The sequence below is a fragment of the Streptomyces sp. Ru73 genome (genome assembly GCF_002920575.1).
In the GTDB taxonomy this organism is placed as follows: domain Bacteria; phylum Actinomycetota; class Actinomycetes; order Streptomycetales; family Streptomycetaceae; genus Streptomyces.
In genome coordinates this window covers 1-17,008 of sequence record NZ_PQSQ01000061.1, presented here as the reverse complement: position 1 = coordinate 17,008, position 17,008 = coordinate 1, and the positions used below count along the sequence as shown (strand labels likewise).

The window sequence follows — 17,008 nt, the reverse complement described above, 5'->3', positions numbered from 1 at the left end:
CGAAGTCTCCCGACCCGAAGCTAGGGACGGCGCGTTTCGCCGCGGTGCCGCCAGGTGTCACCGACGCAATATCGGGCTCACCCGGCACCGCGCGGCACGGTGAGTACGCCAGCGCCGTGCCCTCAGGCGGCCATCAGCCGGGCGTCCTCGGGGGGCAGCCACGCGGCCTCGGGGCGGGCGAGCCAGCCGCCCTCCGTGCCCAGCTCGCGCGCCGCGCAGCGCAGCACGTCCAGCCCCGGGTGGCGCAGCCCGCGCCGCCAGACCACCGACACCGGGGACAGCGGCACGGGGTCCACGAGGGGCCGCAGCACCATCCCGGGCACCTCGATGAACTCGACGCTGGCCAGTACGGACCAGCCGCGCTTCCGTACGACGCGGAGGAATTCGGCCGGGCCGTCGATCTCCGGGTACGGCGCGGCCGCCCGGATGCCGCGCCCTTCGAAGAGGCGCGCGGCCAGCGCTGTCCACTCCGCGGTGTGCGCGTTGCCCGCACCCGTGTACAGCGTCTCGCCGGCGAGCGCCGCCACGGGCACGGCGGGGCGTGCGGCCAGCGGGTGCTCCGCCGGCAGCAGGACGGCCATCGGCTCGTACCGCACCGGGTGGTGGGCCAGCCGGTTCCGCACCCCGCGCGGCAGCCCGGCGACCCGCCCGAAGGACACGTCCAGGTCCCCCGTCAGCAGCCCTTCCGCCGCGCCCGTCAGGCCGCTGTGGAAGCGGGCGGCGAACTCCAGGTCCGGTGCCGCGGCCCGGGCCCGCTCCAGCACCCGGTGCGCCGTGCCGACCGGCGCGCCGACGTCCACCAGCAGCGGGCGGGCGCGGTCGGCCTCGCCGTGGAACGCCGCCGACAGCTCGTCGTGCGCGGCGAGCACCCGCTGCGCATACGGGAGCAGCCGCTCGCCCTCGGGGGTGAGCCGGACCTGCCGGGTGGTGCGCAGGAACAGCAGGGTGCCCAGATCGCGCTCCAGGCGGCGGATGTCCCGGCTCAGCGCTTGCTGGGCGACGTACAGGCGGGCGGCGGCACGGGTGAAGTGGAGCTCGTCGGCGACGGCCACGAAGGCGCGCAGCAGGCGGGGCTCTATGTCGTGGGGCACGCACCCATGGTGACAAAGACGAGATGGCGCCCCGGAGTACTGGTGGCCAACGGATTGACAACCGGGGGCGGTGAATGGGTGGAGAGAAGGTGTTGGACGCCGCGGGGCGGCCGGCCCGACCGTTGACGGGTGATCCTCTTCCTCGCCGCCCGGCCCGTGACCGCCCCGCCCGTTCCCGCCCGGCCGCGCCGCGCCGCCGGCCGTCGCGGCGGCCCGCGCCCGCCGTTCCCCGGCCCGTACGGGCGCCTCTTCGCCGTGCCCGGCACCCGGGCCTTCACCGCGGCCAACCTCCTGGCCCGGCTGCCCATGGGCATGTTCGGCGTCAGCGCGGTGCTCATGATCGCCGGATCGCGCGGCTCGTACGCGCTGGCCGGGGCCGTGACCGCGGCCGGGCTCGCGGCGACCGCCGTGGCCGGCCCGTGGACCGCGCGGCTCATCGACCGCTACGGGCAAGCCAGGGTCGCGCCGCCCGCCGCCCTGCTGGCCGCCGCCGGCTCGCTGGCCCTCGTGCTGTGCGTACGGCTGGACGCGCCCTCGTGGACGCTCTTCGCCGCCTACGTGTGCACCGCGACCACGCCCAACACGGGCGGCATGTCGCGCGCCCGCTGGGCGCACCTGCTGCGTGACGACCCCCGTGCCCTGCACACCGCGCTCTCCTTCGAGCAGGCGGCGGACGAGGTGTGCTTCATGCTCGGCCCGGTGCTCGCGGCCTTCCTGTGCACGGCGCTGTCCCCGGTGGCGGGCACCCTCACCGGAGCCGTGCTGCTGCTGACCGGCGTGCTGCTGTTCGCCGCGCAGCGCCGTACGGAGCCGCCGCCCGCGCCCCGTACGGGCCGGACCCGCTCCCCGCTGCGCAGCCCCGGACTGGCGCCGCTGCTGCTGGCCTTCGTGTGCACGGGCGCCGTCTTCGGGTCGCTGGAGGTGGTCACCCTCGGGTTCGCCGACGGACACGGCGTCCGCGCCGCCGCGGGCGGCATCCTGGCGCTCCAGGCCGCCGGGTCGTGCGCCGCCGGGCTGCTGTACGGGCTGCTGCCGCCCGCCGGCCGGCCCGCCGCGCGCTTCACCGGCTGCGTGGCGGCCATGGCGGCCCTGATGCTGCTGCCGCTCCTCGGCGCGGCGAGCGGCAGCCTCGCGGCGCTGGCGGGCGCGCTGCTGGTGGCCGGGATGGCGACCGCGCCGACCATGGTCACCGGCATGGGCCGGGTGCAGGCCCTGACGCCCGAGGGCCGCGTCACCGAGGGGCTGACGCTCGCCGTCACCGCGCTGCTCACCGGCATCGCGGCCGGCTCGGCGGCGGGCGGCTGGGCCACCGACCACCTGGGCGGCGGCCCGGCCGGGTACGGCGTACCGGCCGCCGCCGCTGCCCTGGCGGCGGGCGTGACGCTGCTGGGGCACCGGCGGGCTCCCCGGCCCGCGTGAGGCGCCGTGCGGCCGGAGGGAGGCCGCCGCGCGGCCGACTCCCGGCCCGCCCGGCCGGGGCCTCGCAGCGGACCGGCGTGGCCGTTTCCCGGCGGCCCCGCCGGTCCGCTGCCGCGTCGCGGTCACGCTCTGTCCGCGACGCCCTCTACCGTCGGCGCATGACCCCTGACCGACCGCACGCCGCGACCACTGCCGCCGTCACCCCGTTCCGTATCGACATCCCCGAAGCGGACCTCGCCGACCTGCGCGAACGGCTCGCCCGGACCCGCTGGCCGGACGAGCTGCCGGGCGTCGGCTGGAGCCAGGGCGTGCCGCTCGCGTACCTCCGGGAGCTGGCCGCGTACTGGCACGAGGGCTACGACTGGCGGCGGCACGAGGCCGAGCTGAACCGCTTCCCGCAGTTCACCACCGCCATCGACGGCACGACCGTGCACTTCCTGCACGTGCGTTCCGGCGCGCCGGACGCGCTCCCCCTCGTGCTGCTGCACGGCTGGCCCGGCTCGTTCGTGGAGTTCCTCGGCCTGACCGGGCCGCTCACCGAGGCGGGCTACGACGTCGTGGTGCCGTCCCTGCCCGGCTACGCCTTCTCCGGGCCGCCCCGGCAGCCCGGCTGGGGCGTCCCGCGCATCGCCGCCGCCTTCGCCGAGCTGATGCGGCGGCTGGGGTACGCGCGGTACGGGGTGCACGGCGGCGACTGGGGCGCGATGATCGCGCGCGAATGGGGCCGGCTGCACCCGGAGGCGGTGGCCGCCGTCCACCTGACGATGCTGCCCTCGGCCGTCGCCACCGCCGAGCCCACCGAGGAGGAGCGCGCGGGCCTCCTCGAAGAGCAGCTTGCCGAGGTGCACGCCTCTCTGGAGCGGCGTGCGCAGGTCCAGAAGGAGGAGATGGGCTACGGCATGCTGCAGTCCACCCGGCCGCAGACCCTCGGGTACGCGCTCACCGACTCCCCCGTGGGCCAGCTCGCCTGGATCACCGAGAAGTTCAAGGTGTGGACCGACTGCCGGGACGCGCCCGAGGAGGCGGTCGACCGCGACCGCCTCCTGACGAACGTGACGCTCTACTGGCTCACCGGCACCGCCACGTCCTCGGCCCGGCTGTACTACGAGACGATGCACTCCGGCGCCGGGTGGGGCGGGAACACCGTGCCGTCCACCACCCCGACCGCCGTCGCGGTCCTCCCCGCCGACCTCTCCCGGCCCGTCCGTCACCTCGCGGAGCGGTCGGACGCCGTGGTGCGCTGGACGGAGTACCCGCGCGGCGGCCACTTCCCCGGCCTGGAGGTGCCGGACCTGCTGCTGGACGATCTGCGGGAGTTCTTCCGCGCCTTCCGGTGAGACGGGCCGGGCTCCGGTGCGGCGCGCGGGACCGGTCGGCCGGGGCTCAGCCGGCCAGACCCCAGCCCCTGCCCATCTCGTACGCGGCGCAGAGGTTCACGTCGAGCATGTAGGCGCCGGCCGTGCCGCACTGCGCGGGGCCGGTGCCGGGGTCCAGCGGCTGCCCGTGCCCCATGCCGGTGATCTCGTACGTCTCGGCCGCCACGGCGCCCGCCGCGTCCCGGTACACCGCGTGCGGGTAGCCGCCCACCGTGTCCTTCGCGTCCGCCGTCTGATCCGTCCCGTGCACGTTCGTCCACTGCTCGACCAGGTCGGCCATGTTCACCGGCTCGACGGTCGTGTCGGCCGTCCCCTGGAAGACCGTGAGCCGGGGCCAGGGGCCGGTGTACCCCGGGTTCTGCGCCCGGACCCGGTCGCCCCACTGCGCGGGCGTCTGCGTGGCGCCCACGTACATGCACACGTACGGGGAGCCCGCCGCCTGCGCACAGCCGTACGGGAGGCCGGCGACCACGCCGCCCGCCGTGTACGTCTCCGGGTACGCGGCCATCATCACCGCGGTCATGCCGCCGCCGGCCGACAGCCCGGTGACGTAGGCGCGGGAGCCCTGGGCGTCGGCGAGCTGGCGCGCGGTCATCTGCTGGACGGAGGCGGCCTCGCCCCGGCCGCGCTCGATGTCGCCGGACTGGAACCAGTTGAAGCAGTTCTGCAGGTTGTTGGCGCTGGTCTGGCCGGGCAGCACGACGGAGAAGCCCCAGCGGTCGGCGAGCTCGGTCCAGCCGCTCCGCCGGCCGTAGTCGGCGGCGTTCTGCGTACAGCCGTGCAGCGCGACGACCACGGGGCGGCCGGCGGGCAGCCCGGCGGGCACGTAGCGGTACATCCGCAGCGCCCCCGGATTGCTGCCGAAGCCGGTGACTTCCTCGATGGTGCCGGTGGCCTGCGCGGGGCCGGTGGCCGCCTGCGCGGTGGCGGCGGGCAGGAACAGGGCGGCCAGGACGGCCGCGAGCAGGGTGCTCAGCACACCTGTGATTGTCTTGTACATGCCCGATGACGGTAGGGACGGACGACGGCCGCCGACATGGCGCGGAACGACACATCCGGCCGCCCCGGCATGGGCCCGGCATGACGAAAGCCCCGCTGCCTGACGGCGGCGGGGCTTCGCCCACATGGGATGTCCGGAGGCCGGGGCCTCCGTTCGGTGGAGATGGCGGGAATCGAACCCGCGTCCAACGGTGCAGAATCAGGGCTTCTCCGAGCGCAGTCCGCTGCGATTTTCTCGGCCCCGGAGATCACGCGGACAAGTCTCCGACGGGCTCAGTCACTGTTTGATGTCTCCACAGAACCCCGTGACCGGGCTCAGTGGATAAGACCCCTAGCTGATGCCAGGATCCGGGTCGGGATCATCCCCGGGCTGACACTTCGCAGGTCGCTACTTAGGCAGCGAGGGCGAAGGAATCGCGCTTGGTGTTGGCGATTATTGGTTGCGACACATGGTTAACGAGATCATTGCCGCTTCCTCGGCTCGCTTCCCCTGCTTCGACATCCGCTGTCGAAACCGATCATCCCCATGTTGTGTTTTCAAATGTGGGCCCCGCCTGAGCGGGATCCGCGCACCCCGTCCAGCGGGGTACGTGTGCCATCGTACGGGAACAACGCGGCACCGTGCCAGCATATTCCCGGGGGCTTTCGCCCGGCACTCCGTGCAGGTCAGGCCCGCTGCCGACGCCGGGCGGCGGAGATCGCGCGGTCCGCCTCGCGGCGGTCCTGCTTCTCGCGCAGGGTCTGCCGCTTGTCGTACTCCTTCTTGCCCTTGGCCAGGGCGATCTCGACCTTGGCCCGGCCCTTCAGGAAGTACAGCGACAGCGGGACGATCGTGTGCCCGGTCTCCTGGGACTTCGCCGCCAGCTTGTCGATCTCCACCCGGTGCAGCAGCAGCTTCCGCTTGCGGCGCGCCGCGTGGTTGGTCCAGGTGCCCTGCGCGTACTCGGGGATGTGCACGTTGTGCAGCCAGGCCTCGTCGTTGTCGATCTGGACGAAGCCGTCCACGAGCGAAGCCCGCCCCTGCCGCAGCGACTTGACCTCCGTACCCGTGAGCACGAGACCGCACTCGTAGGTGTCGATGATGAGGTAGTCGTACCGCGCCTTCTTGTTCTGCGCGATGAGCTTGCGCCCGGCCTCCGCGGCCTGCCGCTTCGCCTTCGTGTTCGCGTTCGCCTTAGCCATAGTGCGGCCATTTTCGCACTACGACCCGCCCCCCAGGCCACTCATTACCGTTCTGGCCCGGCTCTCCGCGCGGTCGTCGGCGGGGATGTCCGGGCTGATGCCCCGGCCGTCGACGCCGCGCCCGGACGGGGTGCGGTAGTGCCCGACGGTCAGCTCGGCGACCGAGCCGTCCGCGAGCTTGCTGGGCATCTGGACCGAGCCCTTGCCGAAGGTCGGCGAGCCGATCACCACCGCGCGGCCGCGGTCCTGCAGCGCCCCGGCGAGCAGCTCGCCCGCGCTCATCGTGCCGCCGTCGACCAGCACGACCAGCGGCGACTTCGTGGCCCGGCCGCGGTCGGCGTACAGCGCCCGCTGGCTGCCGCGCACGTCGTACGTGGCGACCAGGCCGCCGTCGAGGAACGCGGCGGACGCCGTGACCGCCTCGGCGACCAGCCCGCCGGAGTTGCCCCGCAGATCCAGCAGGATGCCGCCGGGCGGGGCCGAGCGGACCGCCTCGCGCACCTCCTCGCCGGTGCCCTTGGCGAACGCCTCGACCTTGATCCGGGTCATGCCTCCGGGCGCCGAGGGACGCTCGACGGTGACGTTGGTCGCGCGCAGCCGCGCGCGGTGCAGCGTCGATGTCCAGTCCCGGTCGGCGCGCCGCAGCTTCAGCTCGACCGGGGTGCCGGGGGCCGCGGGGACGGCGCCCGCGCGCTTCGAGGCGGCGCGGCCGTCGCCGCGCAGCCGGGCCACCACGTCGGTGACCGGGCGGTGCCGCGTGCTGCTGCCGTCGACGGCGAGCAGGTCGTCCCCGGGGGCGATGCCCGCGCGGGCCGCCGGGCTGCCGGGGCGTACGCGGGAGACCTGGACGCGGCCCTCCCCGCCCTGGCGCAGCCACAGGCCGACGCCGACGTACTCCCCGTCGAGCTCGCGCCGGAAGTCCTCGTACTCGCCCGCGGTGTACACCGTCGACCAGCGGTCGCCGCTGCGGCTGACCACGTCGGCGGCTGCCTGACTGCCGGACTTGCCGGCCTTCAGTGCCTTGACCGCGGCCTCCTCCACGGCCTTGCGGTCGGCCGTGCCGTCCGCGGCTTCCCTGCCGTCGGCGACGGTACGCACCGGTATGCGCTGCTCCGCCCCTTCCGGGCCTTCGTCGTGCCACGTACCGGCTGCCGCGCCGGTGCCGAGCACGCTCGCGAAGACCAACGTCAGGGCCGCCCCGCGGCGGATGCGGCGGGGCCGGACAAAGTGCAATCGGCCCGACATGCCGGTGAGTCTAGGCCAGAAAGAAGCGCCGTACGGGCAGTTGCCCGTACGGCGCTCTTGGCATAACTCACACCTTCAGATACTTGCGGAGCGCGAAAAACGCGGCGAGCGCCGGCATGAGCAACCCGATGAGCAGGACCAACGGCAGTACCGCCACGACCGAGTCCCAGCCGATGAAGTTGATCACCTGGATCTTTTCGGCCAGCCAGTTGTTCACGAGGACGAACTTTCCGCCCACGATCAGGACACACGCGAACGCGGCACCGATCAGGCCGGCGATCGCGGCCTCCAGGATGAACGGCATCTGGATGTAGAAGCTGGACGCGCCGACCAGCCGCATGATCCCGGTCTCCCGCCTGCGGCTGAACGCCGACACCCGCACGGTGTTGACGATCAGCAGCAGCGCAACGACGAGCATCAGCCCCATCACGCACAGCGCGGCGATGTTCATGCCGTTGAGCAGGTTGAACAGCGGCTCGACGGTGTCCCGTTGGTCCTGGACCTCCTGGACGCCGGGCCGCTCGCTGAAGGCCGATTTGATGACCGCGAACTTGGTCGGGTCCTTCAGCTTGACGCGGAAGGACTCCGGCAGCTGGTCCGGCGTGACGAGCCCCGCGACGGGGGTGTCGCCGAACTGCTCCTTGTAGTGCTTGTACGCCTGGTCGCTGGACTCGTACTGCACCTTCTCCACGATCGGCAGACGGTTCAGCTCGGCGCGGATGTCGTTCTTCTGCTGCGTCGTGGCCGCGCCCTTGGCGCAGTTGGCGCCGGAGTCGGCGTCGTTCTTGTTGCAGAAGAAGATCGAGACGTTGACCTTGTCGTACCAGTAGCCCTTCATCGTGCTGACCTGGTCGCGCATCAGGAGCGAGGCGCCGAAGAGGCCGAGCGAGAGAGCCACGGAGACGATGACGGCGAAGGTCATCGTGAGGTTTCGGCGGAGACCGACGCCGATCTCCGACAGGACGAACTGGGCGCGCATGGCGTCCTTTCAGTACTGGTAGCCGTACACGCGATTCAGTGCTGATAGCCGTAGACGCCGCGCGACTGGTCGCGTACGAGCCGGCCCTTTTCGAGTTCCATGACCCGCTTGCGCATCTGGTCGACGATCTGCTGATCGTGAGTGGCCATGACCACCGTGGTGCCGGTCCGGTTGATCCGGTCCAGCAGCTTCATGATGCCGACGGAGGTCTGCGGGTCGAGGTTGCCGGTCGGCTCGTCGGCGATCAGCAGCATCGGGCGGTTGACGAACGCCCGGGCGATCGCCACGCGCTGCTGCTCACCGCCGGACAGCTCGCCCGGCATGCGGTCGTCCTTGCCCCCGAGCCCGACGAGGTCCAGGACCTCGGGAACGGTCTTGCGGATCTGGCCGCGCGGCTTGCCGATGACCTCCAGGGCGAACGCGACGTTCTGCCCGACGGTCTTGTTCGGGAGCAGCCGGAAGTCCTGGAAGACCGTGCCGATCTGGCGCCGCATCTGCGGGACCTTCCAGTTGGACAGCTTGCCGAGGTCCTTGCCCAGTACGTGCACCGCACCGTGGCTGGCCCGCTCCTCGCGCAGGAGCAGCCGCAGGAAGGTGGACTTGCCGGAGCCGGAGGAGCCCACCAGGAACACGAACTCGCCTCGTTCGATCTCGAGCGAGACGTCCCTGAGCGCGGGGCGGTTCTGCTTCGGGTAGGTCTTGGAGACGTTGTCGAATCGGATCACTGATGCACCACGGTCGACCTGGGTAGGGGCACGGGTTGCCGTGTTGCGGCTCCCGTCGGTGAGCGTGACCATACGCGAAGCGCGCGCCGCGGCGCAGTCGGCGTTCGGTCTTGGTGCGTTTATTCACGGCACCTACGGGGACAAAACGAACACATTCCGGCTCCGGTGGAGGGCCCGTACGCGGCTGGAATACGCCGTGCGCTGCGAGGATTCCGGTAGGCGCGCCGATGCTCCGGCGAGCTGGCACAGTAGAAGAGGGAACCAATGCGCCGGCCCGCGCGTTGGAGCTGGTGAGAAGGAGGTCGCATGACGTACGACCGGCTGGTGTGCGCCAACTGCGCGGCCCCCGTGAGCGAGGGCCGCTGCCCGGTGTGCCGGGCGAGCAGGGAGCGGCTGCAGCAGCAGAGCGGCCTGAGCGGGCTCTTGGCGCAGGTCAGCCCGGCGGCACTGGTGGTGCTGCTGGCGGTGCTGTTCGCGGTGGGCCTGCTGCTGCACCGGGCGGGCTGAGCCCTCCGCCGACGCGGGAGCCGAGCGGACCGCTGACCCGATCCGATCTTGTCCGGACGCACTTTTGTCCGTACGCACCAGGGCCCGGCGCGGAATCCGCGCCGGGCCCTCTGCTGTGCTGTGACGCCTACGGCATCACGCGCCGGCCTCAGGCCGCCGCGGCACCGCCCTTGTTGATCAGGCGCGGCAGCATGCGGAAGCCGACGCCGCCGGCGATCATGGTCGCCGCGCCGATGAGCAGGAAGGTCGTGCCGGACGAACCGGTCTCGGCCAGCTCACCGTCGGCCTGCTGCTGGCCACCCTTCGGGGTGTCCTGGGCCTGACCCGGCGTGTTGGCGATGTCCTCCTTGGAGTCGCCCGGCTGCTCGACCGGCGTCTGGCCCTCGTTGTCGGGACCGGGGCCGGTGTCACCGGTGGCACCGCCGTTGTCGCCGCCACCGTTGCCGCCGTTGCCGCCACCGGCCTGGCCGCCGTTGTCGCCACCGCCGTTGCCGCCGTTGCCACCGCCGGCCTGGCCGCCGTTGTCACCGCCGCCGTTGCCGCCGCCGACCTGGCCGCCGTTGTGGCCACCGTTGTCGCCGCCGTTGCCGCCGCCGACCTGGCCACCGTTGCCGTTGTCGCCGCCGTTGCCGCCGTCGCCACCGCCGATGGCACCGCCGTCGTCGTCACCGCCGCCGATCGCGCCGCCGTCGTCCGAACCGCCGTCACCGCCACCGATGGCACCGCCGTCGTCCGAACCGCCGTCACCGCCACCGATGGCACCGCCGTCGTCGGAGCCGCCGTCGCCGCCGCCGATCAGGCCGCCGTCGTCCGAACCGCCGTCGCCGCCGGTGTCGCCGCCGCTGGCGCCGCCGTTGTCCTGGCCGCCGTCGCCGCCACCGATGATGCCGCCGATGAGGCCACCGATGATGCCGTCGTCGTCCTGGGCCTGAGCGCTCGGCGTGGCCGCCGAAGCGACGCCCGTCACGGTGAGCGAAGCGCCCACAGCGATCACGGCACCGGCCGCAACGCGTGCCACACGCACCCGCGTCTTCTTGGTCATCTAGTGCTACCCCCAGTAGCTACATGTGTCATTGGGGCATCGCTGTGCGGGGCAACGGCCGATGCGGGACGCGGTCCGCTCCGTCTCTCGCAGGCGGTTACCTCAGATCCCCGTTTCACACGCGCCCCAGACATACGCATGCCGCGCTCTACCCTTCCCAGATCCCAAGGGACCGTCAAGGTCAAATAAAGAGCGGATGACCGTATTGACCGGCTTTGTTGGGGTCGGCGGCGTACGACTGTAACCAAATCAGCACAACAAAAAGCAACCGCCGCCCGAAGGCGGCGGTTGCTGCCGGTTCGCCCGGCCTACTTCCCCTGCTCCTGCTGCTTGCGCCAGCGGATGCCGGCCTCCAGGAAGCCGTCGATGTCGCCGTCCAGCACCGCCTGCGGGTTGCCGACCTCGAACTCGGTCCGCAGGTCCTTGACCATCTGGTACGGGTGCAGGACGTACGAACGCATCTGGTTGCCCCAGGAGTTGCCGCCGTCGCCCTTGAGCGCGTCCATCTTGGCCTGCTCCTCCTGGCGGCGCCGCTCCAGCAGCTTCGCCTGGAGGACGTTCATGGCGGTGGCCTTGTTCTGGATCTGCGAGCGCTCGTTCTGGCAGGAGACCACGATGCCGGTCGGGATGTGCGTCAGGCGGACCGCGGAGTCCGTGGTGTTGACGCCCTGGCCGCCGGGACCGGAGGAGCGGTACACGTCGATCCGCAGGTCCGACTCGTCGATCTCGATGTGGTCGGTCTGCTCGACGACGGGCAGCACCTCGACGCCGGCGAACGACGTCTGGCGGCGGCCCTGGTTGTCGAACGGGGAGATGCGGACCAGGCGGTGCGTGCCCTGCTCCACGGAGAGCGTGCCGTAGGCGTACGGCACGTTGACGGCGAAGGTGGTCGACTTGATGCCGGCCTCTTCCGCGTACGAGGTCTCGTACAGCTCCGTCTTGTACCCGTGCCGCTCGGCCCAGCGCAGGTACATGCGCTGCAGCTTCTCGGCGAAGTCGGCGGCGTCCACGCCACCCGCCTCGGCGCGGATGTTCACGACCGCCTCACGGGAGTCGTACTCGCCGGACAGGAGGGTGCGCACCTCCAGCTCGTCCACGGCCTTGCGGACCGCGGCCAGCTCGGCCTCCGCCTCGGCCCGGGTGTCCTCGTCGCCCTCGTCGGCGGCCAGCTCGAACAGCACCTCGAGGTCGTCGACCCGGCCGCGCAGCTCCTCGGCCTTGCGCAGCTGGCCCTGGAGGTACGAGAGCCGACTGGTGACCTTCTGGGCGTTCTCCACGTCGTCCCAGAGGTCGGGGGCCGCTGCCTGCTCCTCGAGCACAGCGATATCGGCCCTCATCTTGTCGAGGTCCAGGACGGCCTCGATCGACCCCATGGTCGAGGCGAGGGACTTCAGCTCTTCGGATACATCGACGACTGCCACGACTCCAGCCTAACGGCTGGGGGAGCCGACCCGAGCCGTGGCCGTCCCGGACCTTCCGGCGGGCCGCGGCCGGCGGCCCTCCGCGGCGCAGCCGTGGCCGCTCGCGGGTTCCCCCTCCTGCGGGGCGCTGATCTCCGCTCGCCACCGGCACGAAGGCCCCTGGCCCGCTACGGCACCTCCGGGGAGGACTGCTGTGTACCGGGGCGGGCGTCGTCCGGGGCGTCGTCGCCGGAGGCGAGCCAGGTGGTCAGGCCCGCCACGGCCACCAGACCGGCCGCCGCGATGCCCAGCCGCACCCGCCGCTTGCGCACCCGGTGCCGTGCCGAACCCGCCCGGCGCTCGCCCGCGGCCCGGGGCGTGCGGGCCGTGCCGTGCGCTCCGCCGGCCAGCTCGTCCGGGCCCGGCACCCGCATGCTCGTGTGCGTCTCCCGGTTGGAGTCCGGGGCCGCGCCGTGCACCAGCGGCACCGCGCCGCGCACCCGGCCGCCCTCCTCGGGCACCGGGTGGTACGGGCCCTCCTCCCGCGCCGCCTCCGGTCCTGCGGCCGCCTCGTCCGTCTCCTCCTCGCTCTCCGGCTCGTCGATGTCCAGCGGCGGGATGCCGGCCAGCGAGGGCAGGATCTCCCGCAGCCGGGCCGCCAGCTCGGGGGCGCGGAGCCGGGAGGCCGGGGCCTTGGCCAGGCACTGGACGAGCAGCTGCCACAGCTCGTCCGGGATGCCGGGGAGCGGCGCGACCCGCTCGGTGACGTGCCGGCGGAGGACGGCGCCGGGGTGCCCGCCGCCGAACGGGGTGAAGCCGGCCAGCAGCTCGTACAGGACCGTGGCCAGCGCGTACACGTCGACGGACGCGCGGGGCGGGAGCCCCTCGATGATCTCGGGGGCGAGGTAGTCGGGGGTGCCGATGACCCGGGTGGAGCGGGTCCGGCGCGGGGAGTCGACCAGCCGCGCGATACCGAAGTCGGTGAGCAGGGCGGGGTGCGCGCCGCCGGGCCCCGGCGGGGCCTCCATGTCCAGCAGGACGTTCTCGGGCTTCACGTCGCGGTGCACGATGCGCGCGGCGTGCGCGGCGGCCAGCCCCTCGGCGACGTCGGCCACGATGGCGACCGCGGCCTCCGGGGCCAGCCGGCGCTGGGCGTCCAGCCGGGTCCGCAGGTCGGTGCCCCGGACGAGGTCCATGACCAGGGCCAGGTCGTTGCCGTCCACGACCAGGTCGCGGACGCCGACCACACGCGGGTGGTCCAGGCTGAGCAGCGCCGCGCGCTCCTGGACGAAGCGGCCGACCAGCTCCTGGTCGGAGGCGAGGTCCTCGCGCAGCAGCTTGATCGCCACGGGCCCTTCGGGGCCCTCGCCCAGCCACACCGTGCCGGCGCTGCCCCGGCCCAGGATCTGGTGGGCGGTGTACCGGCTGCCGATCTTCCGTGCCAAGACTGCTCCGACGGGTCTTGTCCGACAGGTGACGGCCCGCGGCGCGGATGCGAGGGGGCCGCGGCCCGGGGCGCTGGATGCGCGCGGGCCGATGCTGGCGACAAAACTACGCGGGCCGCGGCGCTTTCGGCGCCCCGGACGCCGTCAACCCGCACTTCTCCGCCGGAAAATCTCCTGGGATGTCGATAAATCTCCGGCGTCGCCCGTCCGGAGGACGAGTGGCGGGCCGACGGGTCCGTGTACGGCGGGCCGCTACTGGCCCACCGACTTCTTGGCCTCGCCGATCGTGGACACCCAGTCCGAGACGTCGGTCCACCACTGGCTGAGCTGGTTCCAGAAGCTGCGGCCCTGGCCGATCCAGTCCTGGAGCGGGGTGAGCTCCCAGATGAGCCAGCAGCCGACCACGATCAGCACGATCATGATCAGACAGCCCTTGAGGCAGCCCAGGCCCGGGATGTGCACCGGATTGGCGCTGCGCCGGCGCGGCTCGCGCTCGCGGCGGCGCGGCTCCGGGGCCGGCGGCCGCGGCTCGTACCGCTGCGGCGGGGGCTGCCGGCGCTGCGGCTGCTGCTGGTACGGCGGCGGCTGCTGGCGGTACTGCGGGGGCTGCTGCGGCTGCCGGTACTGCGAGGGCGGGGGCTGCGCGGGCCGGCGCTGGGGGCGGTGGCGCAGCGGGTCGTCCTCGGGGCTGAGGTACTGGACCTGGGTCTGCTCGTTCCGGTCCCGGGCGGCGCGCAGCTGGTTCTCCCAGGGGTGCGGCCCCTCGGGCTGCTGCGGGTCGCCGCCGGGCGGCCCCGGCGGCACGGGCGGCATGGCGCGGGTCGGGTCGGCGTCGTCCCGGCCGCGCCCGGAGTCGGAGGCGAACCCGGCGGCCGCCGCGCCCGCGGCGGCTCCGGCAGCGGCGGCACCGGTGGTCGGCAGGACGTTGGTCGCGGCGGACGGGTCGTACTGGCCGCCGCCGGCGCCCGTGGAGGGCAGCACCTGCGTGGGGTCGGCGTCTCCGCTGCCGCCGCCGTCGGCGCCGGTGTCGGGGACCGGCGCGGGCGCCGGGTCGGGCGCGAGCAGCGCGGCGACGCCGAGCGCGGCCTCGGCCTCGGCGGGCGAGGCGTGCACGCCGATGCCGGCCGCGACGACGCGCAGGGCCCGGGCGAGGTTCTCGGCGCTGGGCCGCTCCTCGGGGCGCTTGCGCAGGCAGCGCTCTATGACGGTCCACAGCGGCTCGGGCACGCTGCCGGGGCGCTGCGGCTCCTCGCTGAGGTGGCGGTGCAGCACTTCGAGGGCGGTCGCGCCGGCGAACGGCGGGCGGCCCGTGACCAGCTCGTACAGCAGGATGCCCGCGCCGTAGATGTCCACGGCGGAGGTCTGCGGGCGGCCTTCGGCGGACTCCGGCGCGACGTACGCGGGGGTGCCGACGAACTCCTGGGTGCGGGTGAGGCCCGGCGAGTCGGCGAGGCGGGCGATGCCGAAGTCGGTCAGCATCGGGTGCATCTCGGCGGCCCCGTCGGCCCCGGCGAGCAGGACGTTCGCGGGCTTGAGGTCGCGGTGCACGATGCCGTCCGCGTGGCTCGCGGCCAGCGCGTCCGCGATCTGCGCGGTGAGCAGCGCGGCCGCGACCGGGCTGAACGGGCCGTTCCTGCGGAGGTACTGGTGCAGGTCGGGGCCGTCGACCAGGTCCATGACCAGGGCGAGCAGGTCGCCCTCCACGACCAGGTCACGGGTCCGGACGATGTTCGGGTGGGTGAGCCGCAGCAGGACGGAACGCTCGCGCAGGAAGCGCATCACCACGTCCGGGTCGTGCGCCAGCTCCTCCTTGAGGACCTTGATCGCGACCGTCTCGCCGGGCTGTCCGGCGACGGCGGCCTCCTCGCCCGCCGTCTCCCGCTGGCGGGCACGCCAGACGGTGCCCGTGGCGCCGCGTCCGAGCGGCTCCTCGAGCAGGTACTTGCTGCCTACCGGCCGCACGTCATGCGCTCCCTGGTCGTTGCTGAGCAGCTGCCTGATCTGCGCTGTCTGTCGGGCTGTGGGGGATGCCGGCCGCTCCGGAGGTCCGGGCGGCCCCTTCCGCCCCACCATAGTGCCGTGTTCCACGGCCACGGCCGGGCGGATCCCGTGGTCCGGGGCGGTTCCGGCCGTGCGGTCGGGTCCGGACCGGGCGGGGCTCCGGGGAAAGACGCCAGTTCCGGGCGGATGGTTGCTCCTTACCCCGATCGCTGACCACTCAGTGGACGATCTTTGGCCGATCATGGTTCGCAAGCAGCCACTTTTGCGAACATGGGTGACCGAACAAGATCACTGAAGGACAGTCGCCACGCGTCTTGTCGGTGGCAGGTGCGAGGATGCTTTCCAGCACGGCAGCGGTGGGGAACGGGGGCGTTGCGCCGCGGCGTGCGGCGTGCGCATGCACGCGGACTTGGACTTGTACGTGCCGACGTGTCCGGGCGCGGTAGGGGGAGGTGTCGGTCCCCCGCCGCATTGCCGGGCGGAAGGGACCGTTGACGGCGATGCAGATCCGGCTGACCGTCCTCGGGCCGCGCAGCGGCCACTCCACCCGTGCCTGCGACGTGCTCGTGACGGCCCCCGCCGGCACGGCGCTCTCGGCCGTGGCCAGCAGCCTCGCGGCGGCCGTGGCCGGCGCCGGGGCCGACGTCGGCGGGGCCGGCGCGGGCAGCGGTCCCGTCGTGCTCTACGCCGGCCAGGAGCGGCTCGACCTCCAGCGCGCCGCGCTCGGCGAGCCGCCGCTCATAGACGGCGCCGTCCTCTCCCTCCAGGGCCCCGGCCCCGCGCCCGCGCACGGCCTGCCCGCCGGATACGCCCGGCTGCGCGTCGTCTCGGGTCCGGACGCGGGCGGTGTCCACCTGCTGCACGGCGGCCAGATCCGCGTCGGCCGCTCGACCGACGCCGACGTACCGCTGGACGACCCCGACGTCTCCCGGATGCACTGCGCCGTCACGGTGGCACCGGACGGCGCGGTGACCGTGGCCGACCTCCGCTCGACGAACGGCACGGTGGTCGACGGCGCCGAGCTTGACGACCGCCCGGCGGCACTGCCCCCGGGCGCCCTGCTCCGCATCGGGGAGTCGGCGCTGCGCCTCCAGCCCGCCGCCGTCTCCCCCGACCCCGTGCTGCCCGCCACTCCGGACGGCGAGGGCCGGCTCCGCGTCCACCCGGCGAGCGCGGACGACTACGACTCCTCCGGTGACCACCGCCCCGGCCCCGCCGCTCCGTACAGCGGTACCGCGGCCGCGTACGGCGACCGGGGCGCGGCCGCGTCGGCGCCGTACGACACCGGCCGGTACGACCACCGGACGGGCCCGCAGGCTGCCGGACCGGCGGCTTCCGGAGCGGCGGCCGGGCATCCCGGCCCGGCGGCCCGGAGCGGGGCCGTGCGCGCGGACGGCGTGGGCGCGGGCCGGATCGACGCCGGCCCCGGGCGCGCCCCCGCGTCCCCGGGCCCGCTCCCGGCGCAGGACACGTACGGCGCCCGGGCCGCCACGGCCGCACCGTACGGAGCGCAGCCGCCGGCCGCCGCGCCGTACGGCGCGGACGGGATACGGCGGGGCGCACGCGACAGGCCCGTACGCCGCGGGGACGCCGGGCG

At 73.6% G+C, this 17,008-nt stretch carries 14 protein-coding genes and 1 other RNA gene; 4 read left to right on the top strand and 11 right to left on the bottom strand.

The window, feature by feature from the left end:
• Positions 1 to 122: 122 nt before the first annotated feature.
• Positions 123 to 1,091, bottom strand: a complete 969-nt coding sequence (locus tag C3486_RS23815) for a LysR family transcriptional regulator (RefSeq protein WP_103834801.1) — start codon at positions 1,089 to 1,091, stop codon at positions 123 to 125.
• Positions 1,092 to 1,220: 129 nt separating this feature from the next.
• Between C3486_RS23815 and C3486_RS23810 the strand changes: the two genes are divergently transcribed.
• Complete coding sequence (locus C3486_RS23810; RefSeq protein ID WP_103834800.1) at positions 1,221 to 2,510, top strand: MFS transporter; 1,290 nt, start codon at positions 1,221 to 1,223, stop codon at positions 2,508 to 2,510.
• A gap of 158 nt (positions 2,511 to 2,668) precedes the next feature.
• Positions 2,669 to 3,847 carry an epoxide hydrolase family protein gene (locus C3486_RS23805; RefSeq protein WP_103834799.1) on the top strand — a complete coding sequence of 393 codons (1,179 nt, stop codon included), beginning with the start codon at positions 2,669 to 2,671 and terminating at the stop codon, positions 3,845 to 3,847.
• Between the two features lie 46 nt (positions 3,848 to 3,893).
• On the opposite strand, the gene C3486_RS23800 is transcribed toward C3486_RS23805, so the two are convergent.
• The 6 genes from C3486_RS23800 to ftsE form a co-directional block, all read right to left on the bottom strand.
• Positions 3,894 to 4,886 (bottom strand): PHB depolymerase family esterase, encoded by a 993-nt coding sequence (locus C3486_RS23800; protein ID WP_181138666.1) that lies wholly within the window; start codon positions 4,884 to 4,886, stop codon positions 3,894 to 3,896.
• A gap of 154 nt (positions 4,887 to 5,040) precedes the next feature.
• Positions 5,041 to 5,411, bottom strand: a transfer-messenger RNA (tmRNA) gene (ssrA, locus tag C3486_RS23795).
• A 140-nt stretch (positions 5,412 to 5,551) separates the two neighbouring features.
• Complete coding sequence (gene smpB, locus C3486_RS23790; RefSeq protein ID WP_103834797.1) at positions 5,552 to 6,067, bottom strand: SsrA-binding protein SmpB; 516 nt, start codon at positions 6,065 to 6,067, stop codon at positions 5,552 to 5,554.
• Positions 6,068 to 6,085: 18 nt separating this feature from the next.
• Positions 6,086 to 7,312: a S41 family peptidase gene (locus C3486_RS23785; RefSeq protein WP_103834796.1), complete on the bottom strand. Its 1,227-nt coding sequence runs from the start codon at positions 7,310 to 7,312 to the stop codon at positions 6,086 to 6,088.
• Between the two features lie 67 nt (positions 7,313 to 7,379).
• On the bottom strand, positions 7,380 to 8,291 hold the full coding sequence (ftsX, locus tag C3486_RS23780; protein WP_103834795.1) for a permease-like cell division protein FtsX: 912 nt from the start codon (positions 8,289 to 8,291) through the stop codon (positions 7,380 to 7,382).
• Positions 8,292 to 8,326: 35 nt separating this feature from the next.
• The gene (gene ftsE / locus C3486_RS23775; RefSeq protein ID WP_103834794.1) at positions 8,327 to 9,016 is read right to left on the bottom strand and encodes a cell division ATP-binding protein FtsE; all 690 of its coding nucleotides are present in this window, start codon (positions 9,014 to 9,016) and stop codon (positions 8,327 to 8,329) included.
• Positions 9,017 to 9,322: 306 nt separating this feature from the next.
• Here ftsE and C3486_RS23770 point away from each other — a divergent pair, with 306 nt between their 5' ends.
• Positions 9,323 to 9,523, top strand: coding sequence for a hypothetical protein (locus C3486_RS23770; protein WP_103834793.1), 201 nt, complete (start codon positions 9,323 to 9,325; stop codon positions 9,521 to 9,523).
• Between the two features lie 148 nt (positions 9,524 to 9,671).
• Here the strand turns inward: C3486_RS23770 and C3486_RS23765 are convergent, their stop codons facing one another.
• The 4 genes from C3486_RS23765 to C3486_RS23750 all read right to left on the bottom strand — a co-directional run bounded on the left by C3486_RS23765 (position 9,672) and on the right by C3486_RS23750 (position 15,372).
• Positions 9,672 to 10,565, bottom strand: a complete 894-nt coding sequence (locus tag C3486_RS23765; protein ID WP_103834792.1) for a hypothetical protein — start codon at positions 10,563 to 10,565, stop codon at positions 9,672 to 9,674.
• Positions 10,566 to 10,873: 308 nt separating this feature from the next.
• On the bottom strand, positions 10,874 to 11,986 hold the full coding sequence (gene prfB / locus C3486_RS23760; RefSeq protein WP_103834791.1) for a peptide chain release factor 2: 1,113 nt from the start codon (positions 11,984 to 11,986) through the stop codon (positions 10,874 to 10,876).
• Positions 11,987 to 12,153: 167 nt separating this feature from the next.
• Positions 12,154 to 13,410 carry a serine/threonine-protein kinase gene (locus C3486_RS23755; RefSeq protein ID WP_103834790.1) on the bottom strand — a complete coding sequence of 419 codons (1,257 nt, stop codon included), beginning with the start codon at positions 13,408 to 13,410 and terminating at the stop codon, positions 12,154 to 12,156.
• A gap of 252 nt (positions 13,411 to 13,662) precedes the next feature.
• Positions 13,663 to 15,372, bottom strand: coding sequence for a serine/threonine-protein kinase (locus C3486_RS23750; RefSeq protein ID WP_103834789.1), 1,710 nt, complete (start codon positions 15,370 to 15,372; stop codon positions 13,663 to 13,665).
• A gap of 539 nt (positions 15,373 to 15,911) precedes the next feature.
• On the opposite strand from C3486_RS23750, the gene C3486_RS23745 reads away from it, so the two are divergent.
• On the top strand, positions 15,912 to 17,008 hold a 1,097-nt coding region (locus C3486_RS23745), incomplete at its 3' end, for an FHA domain-containing protein (protein ID WP_146075048.1).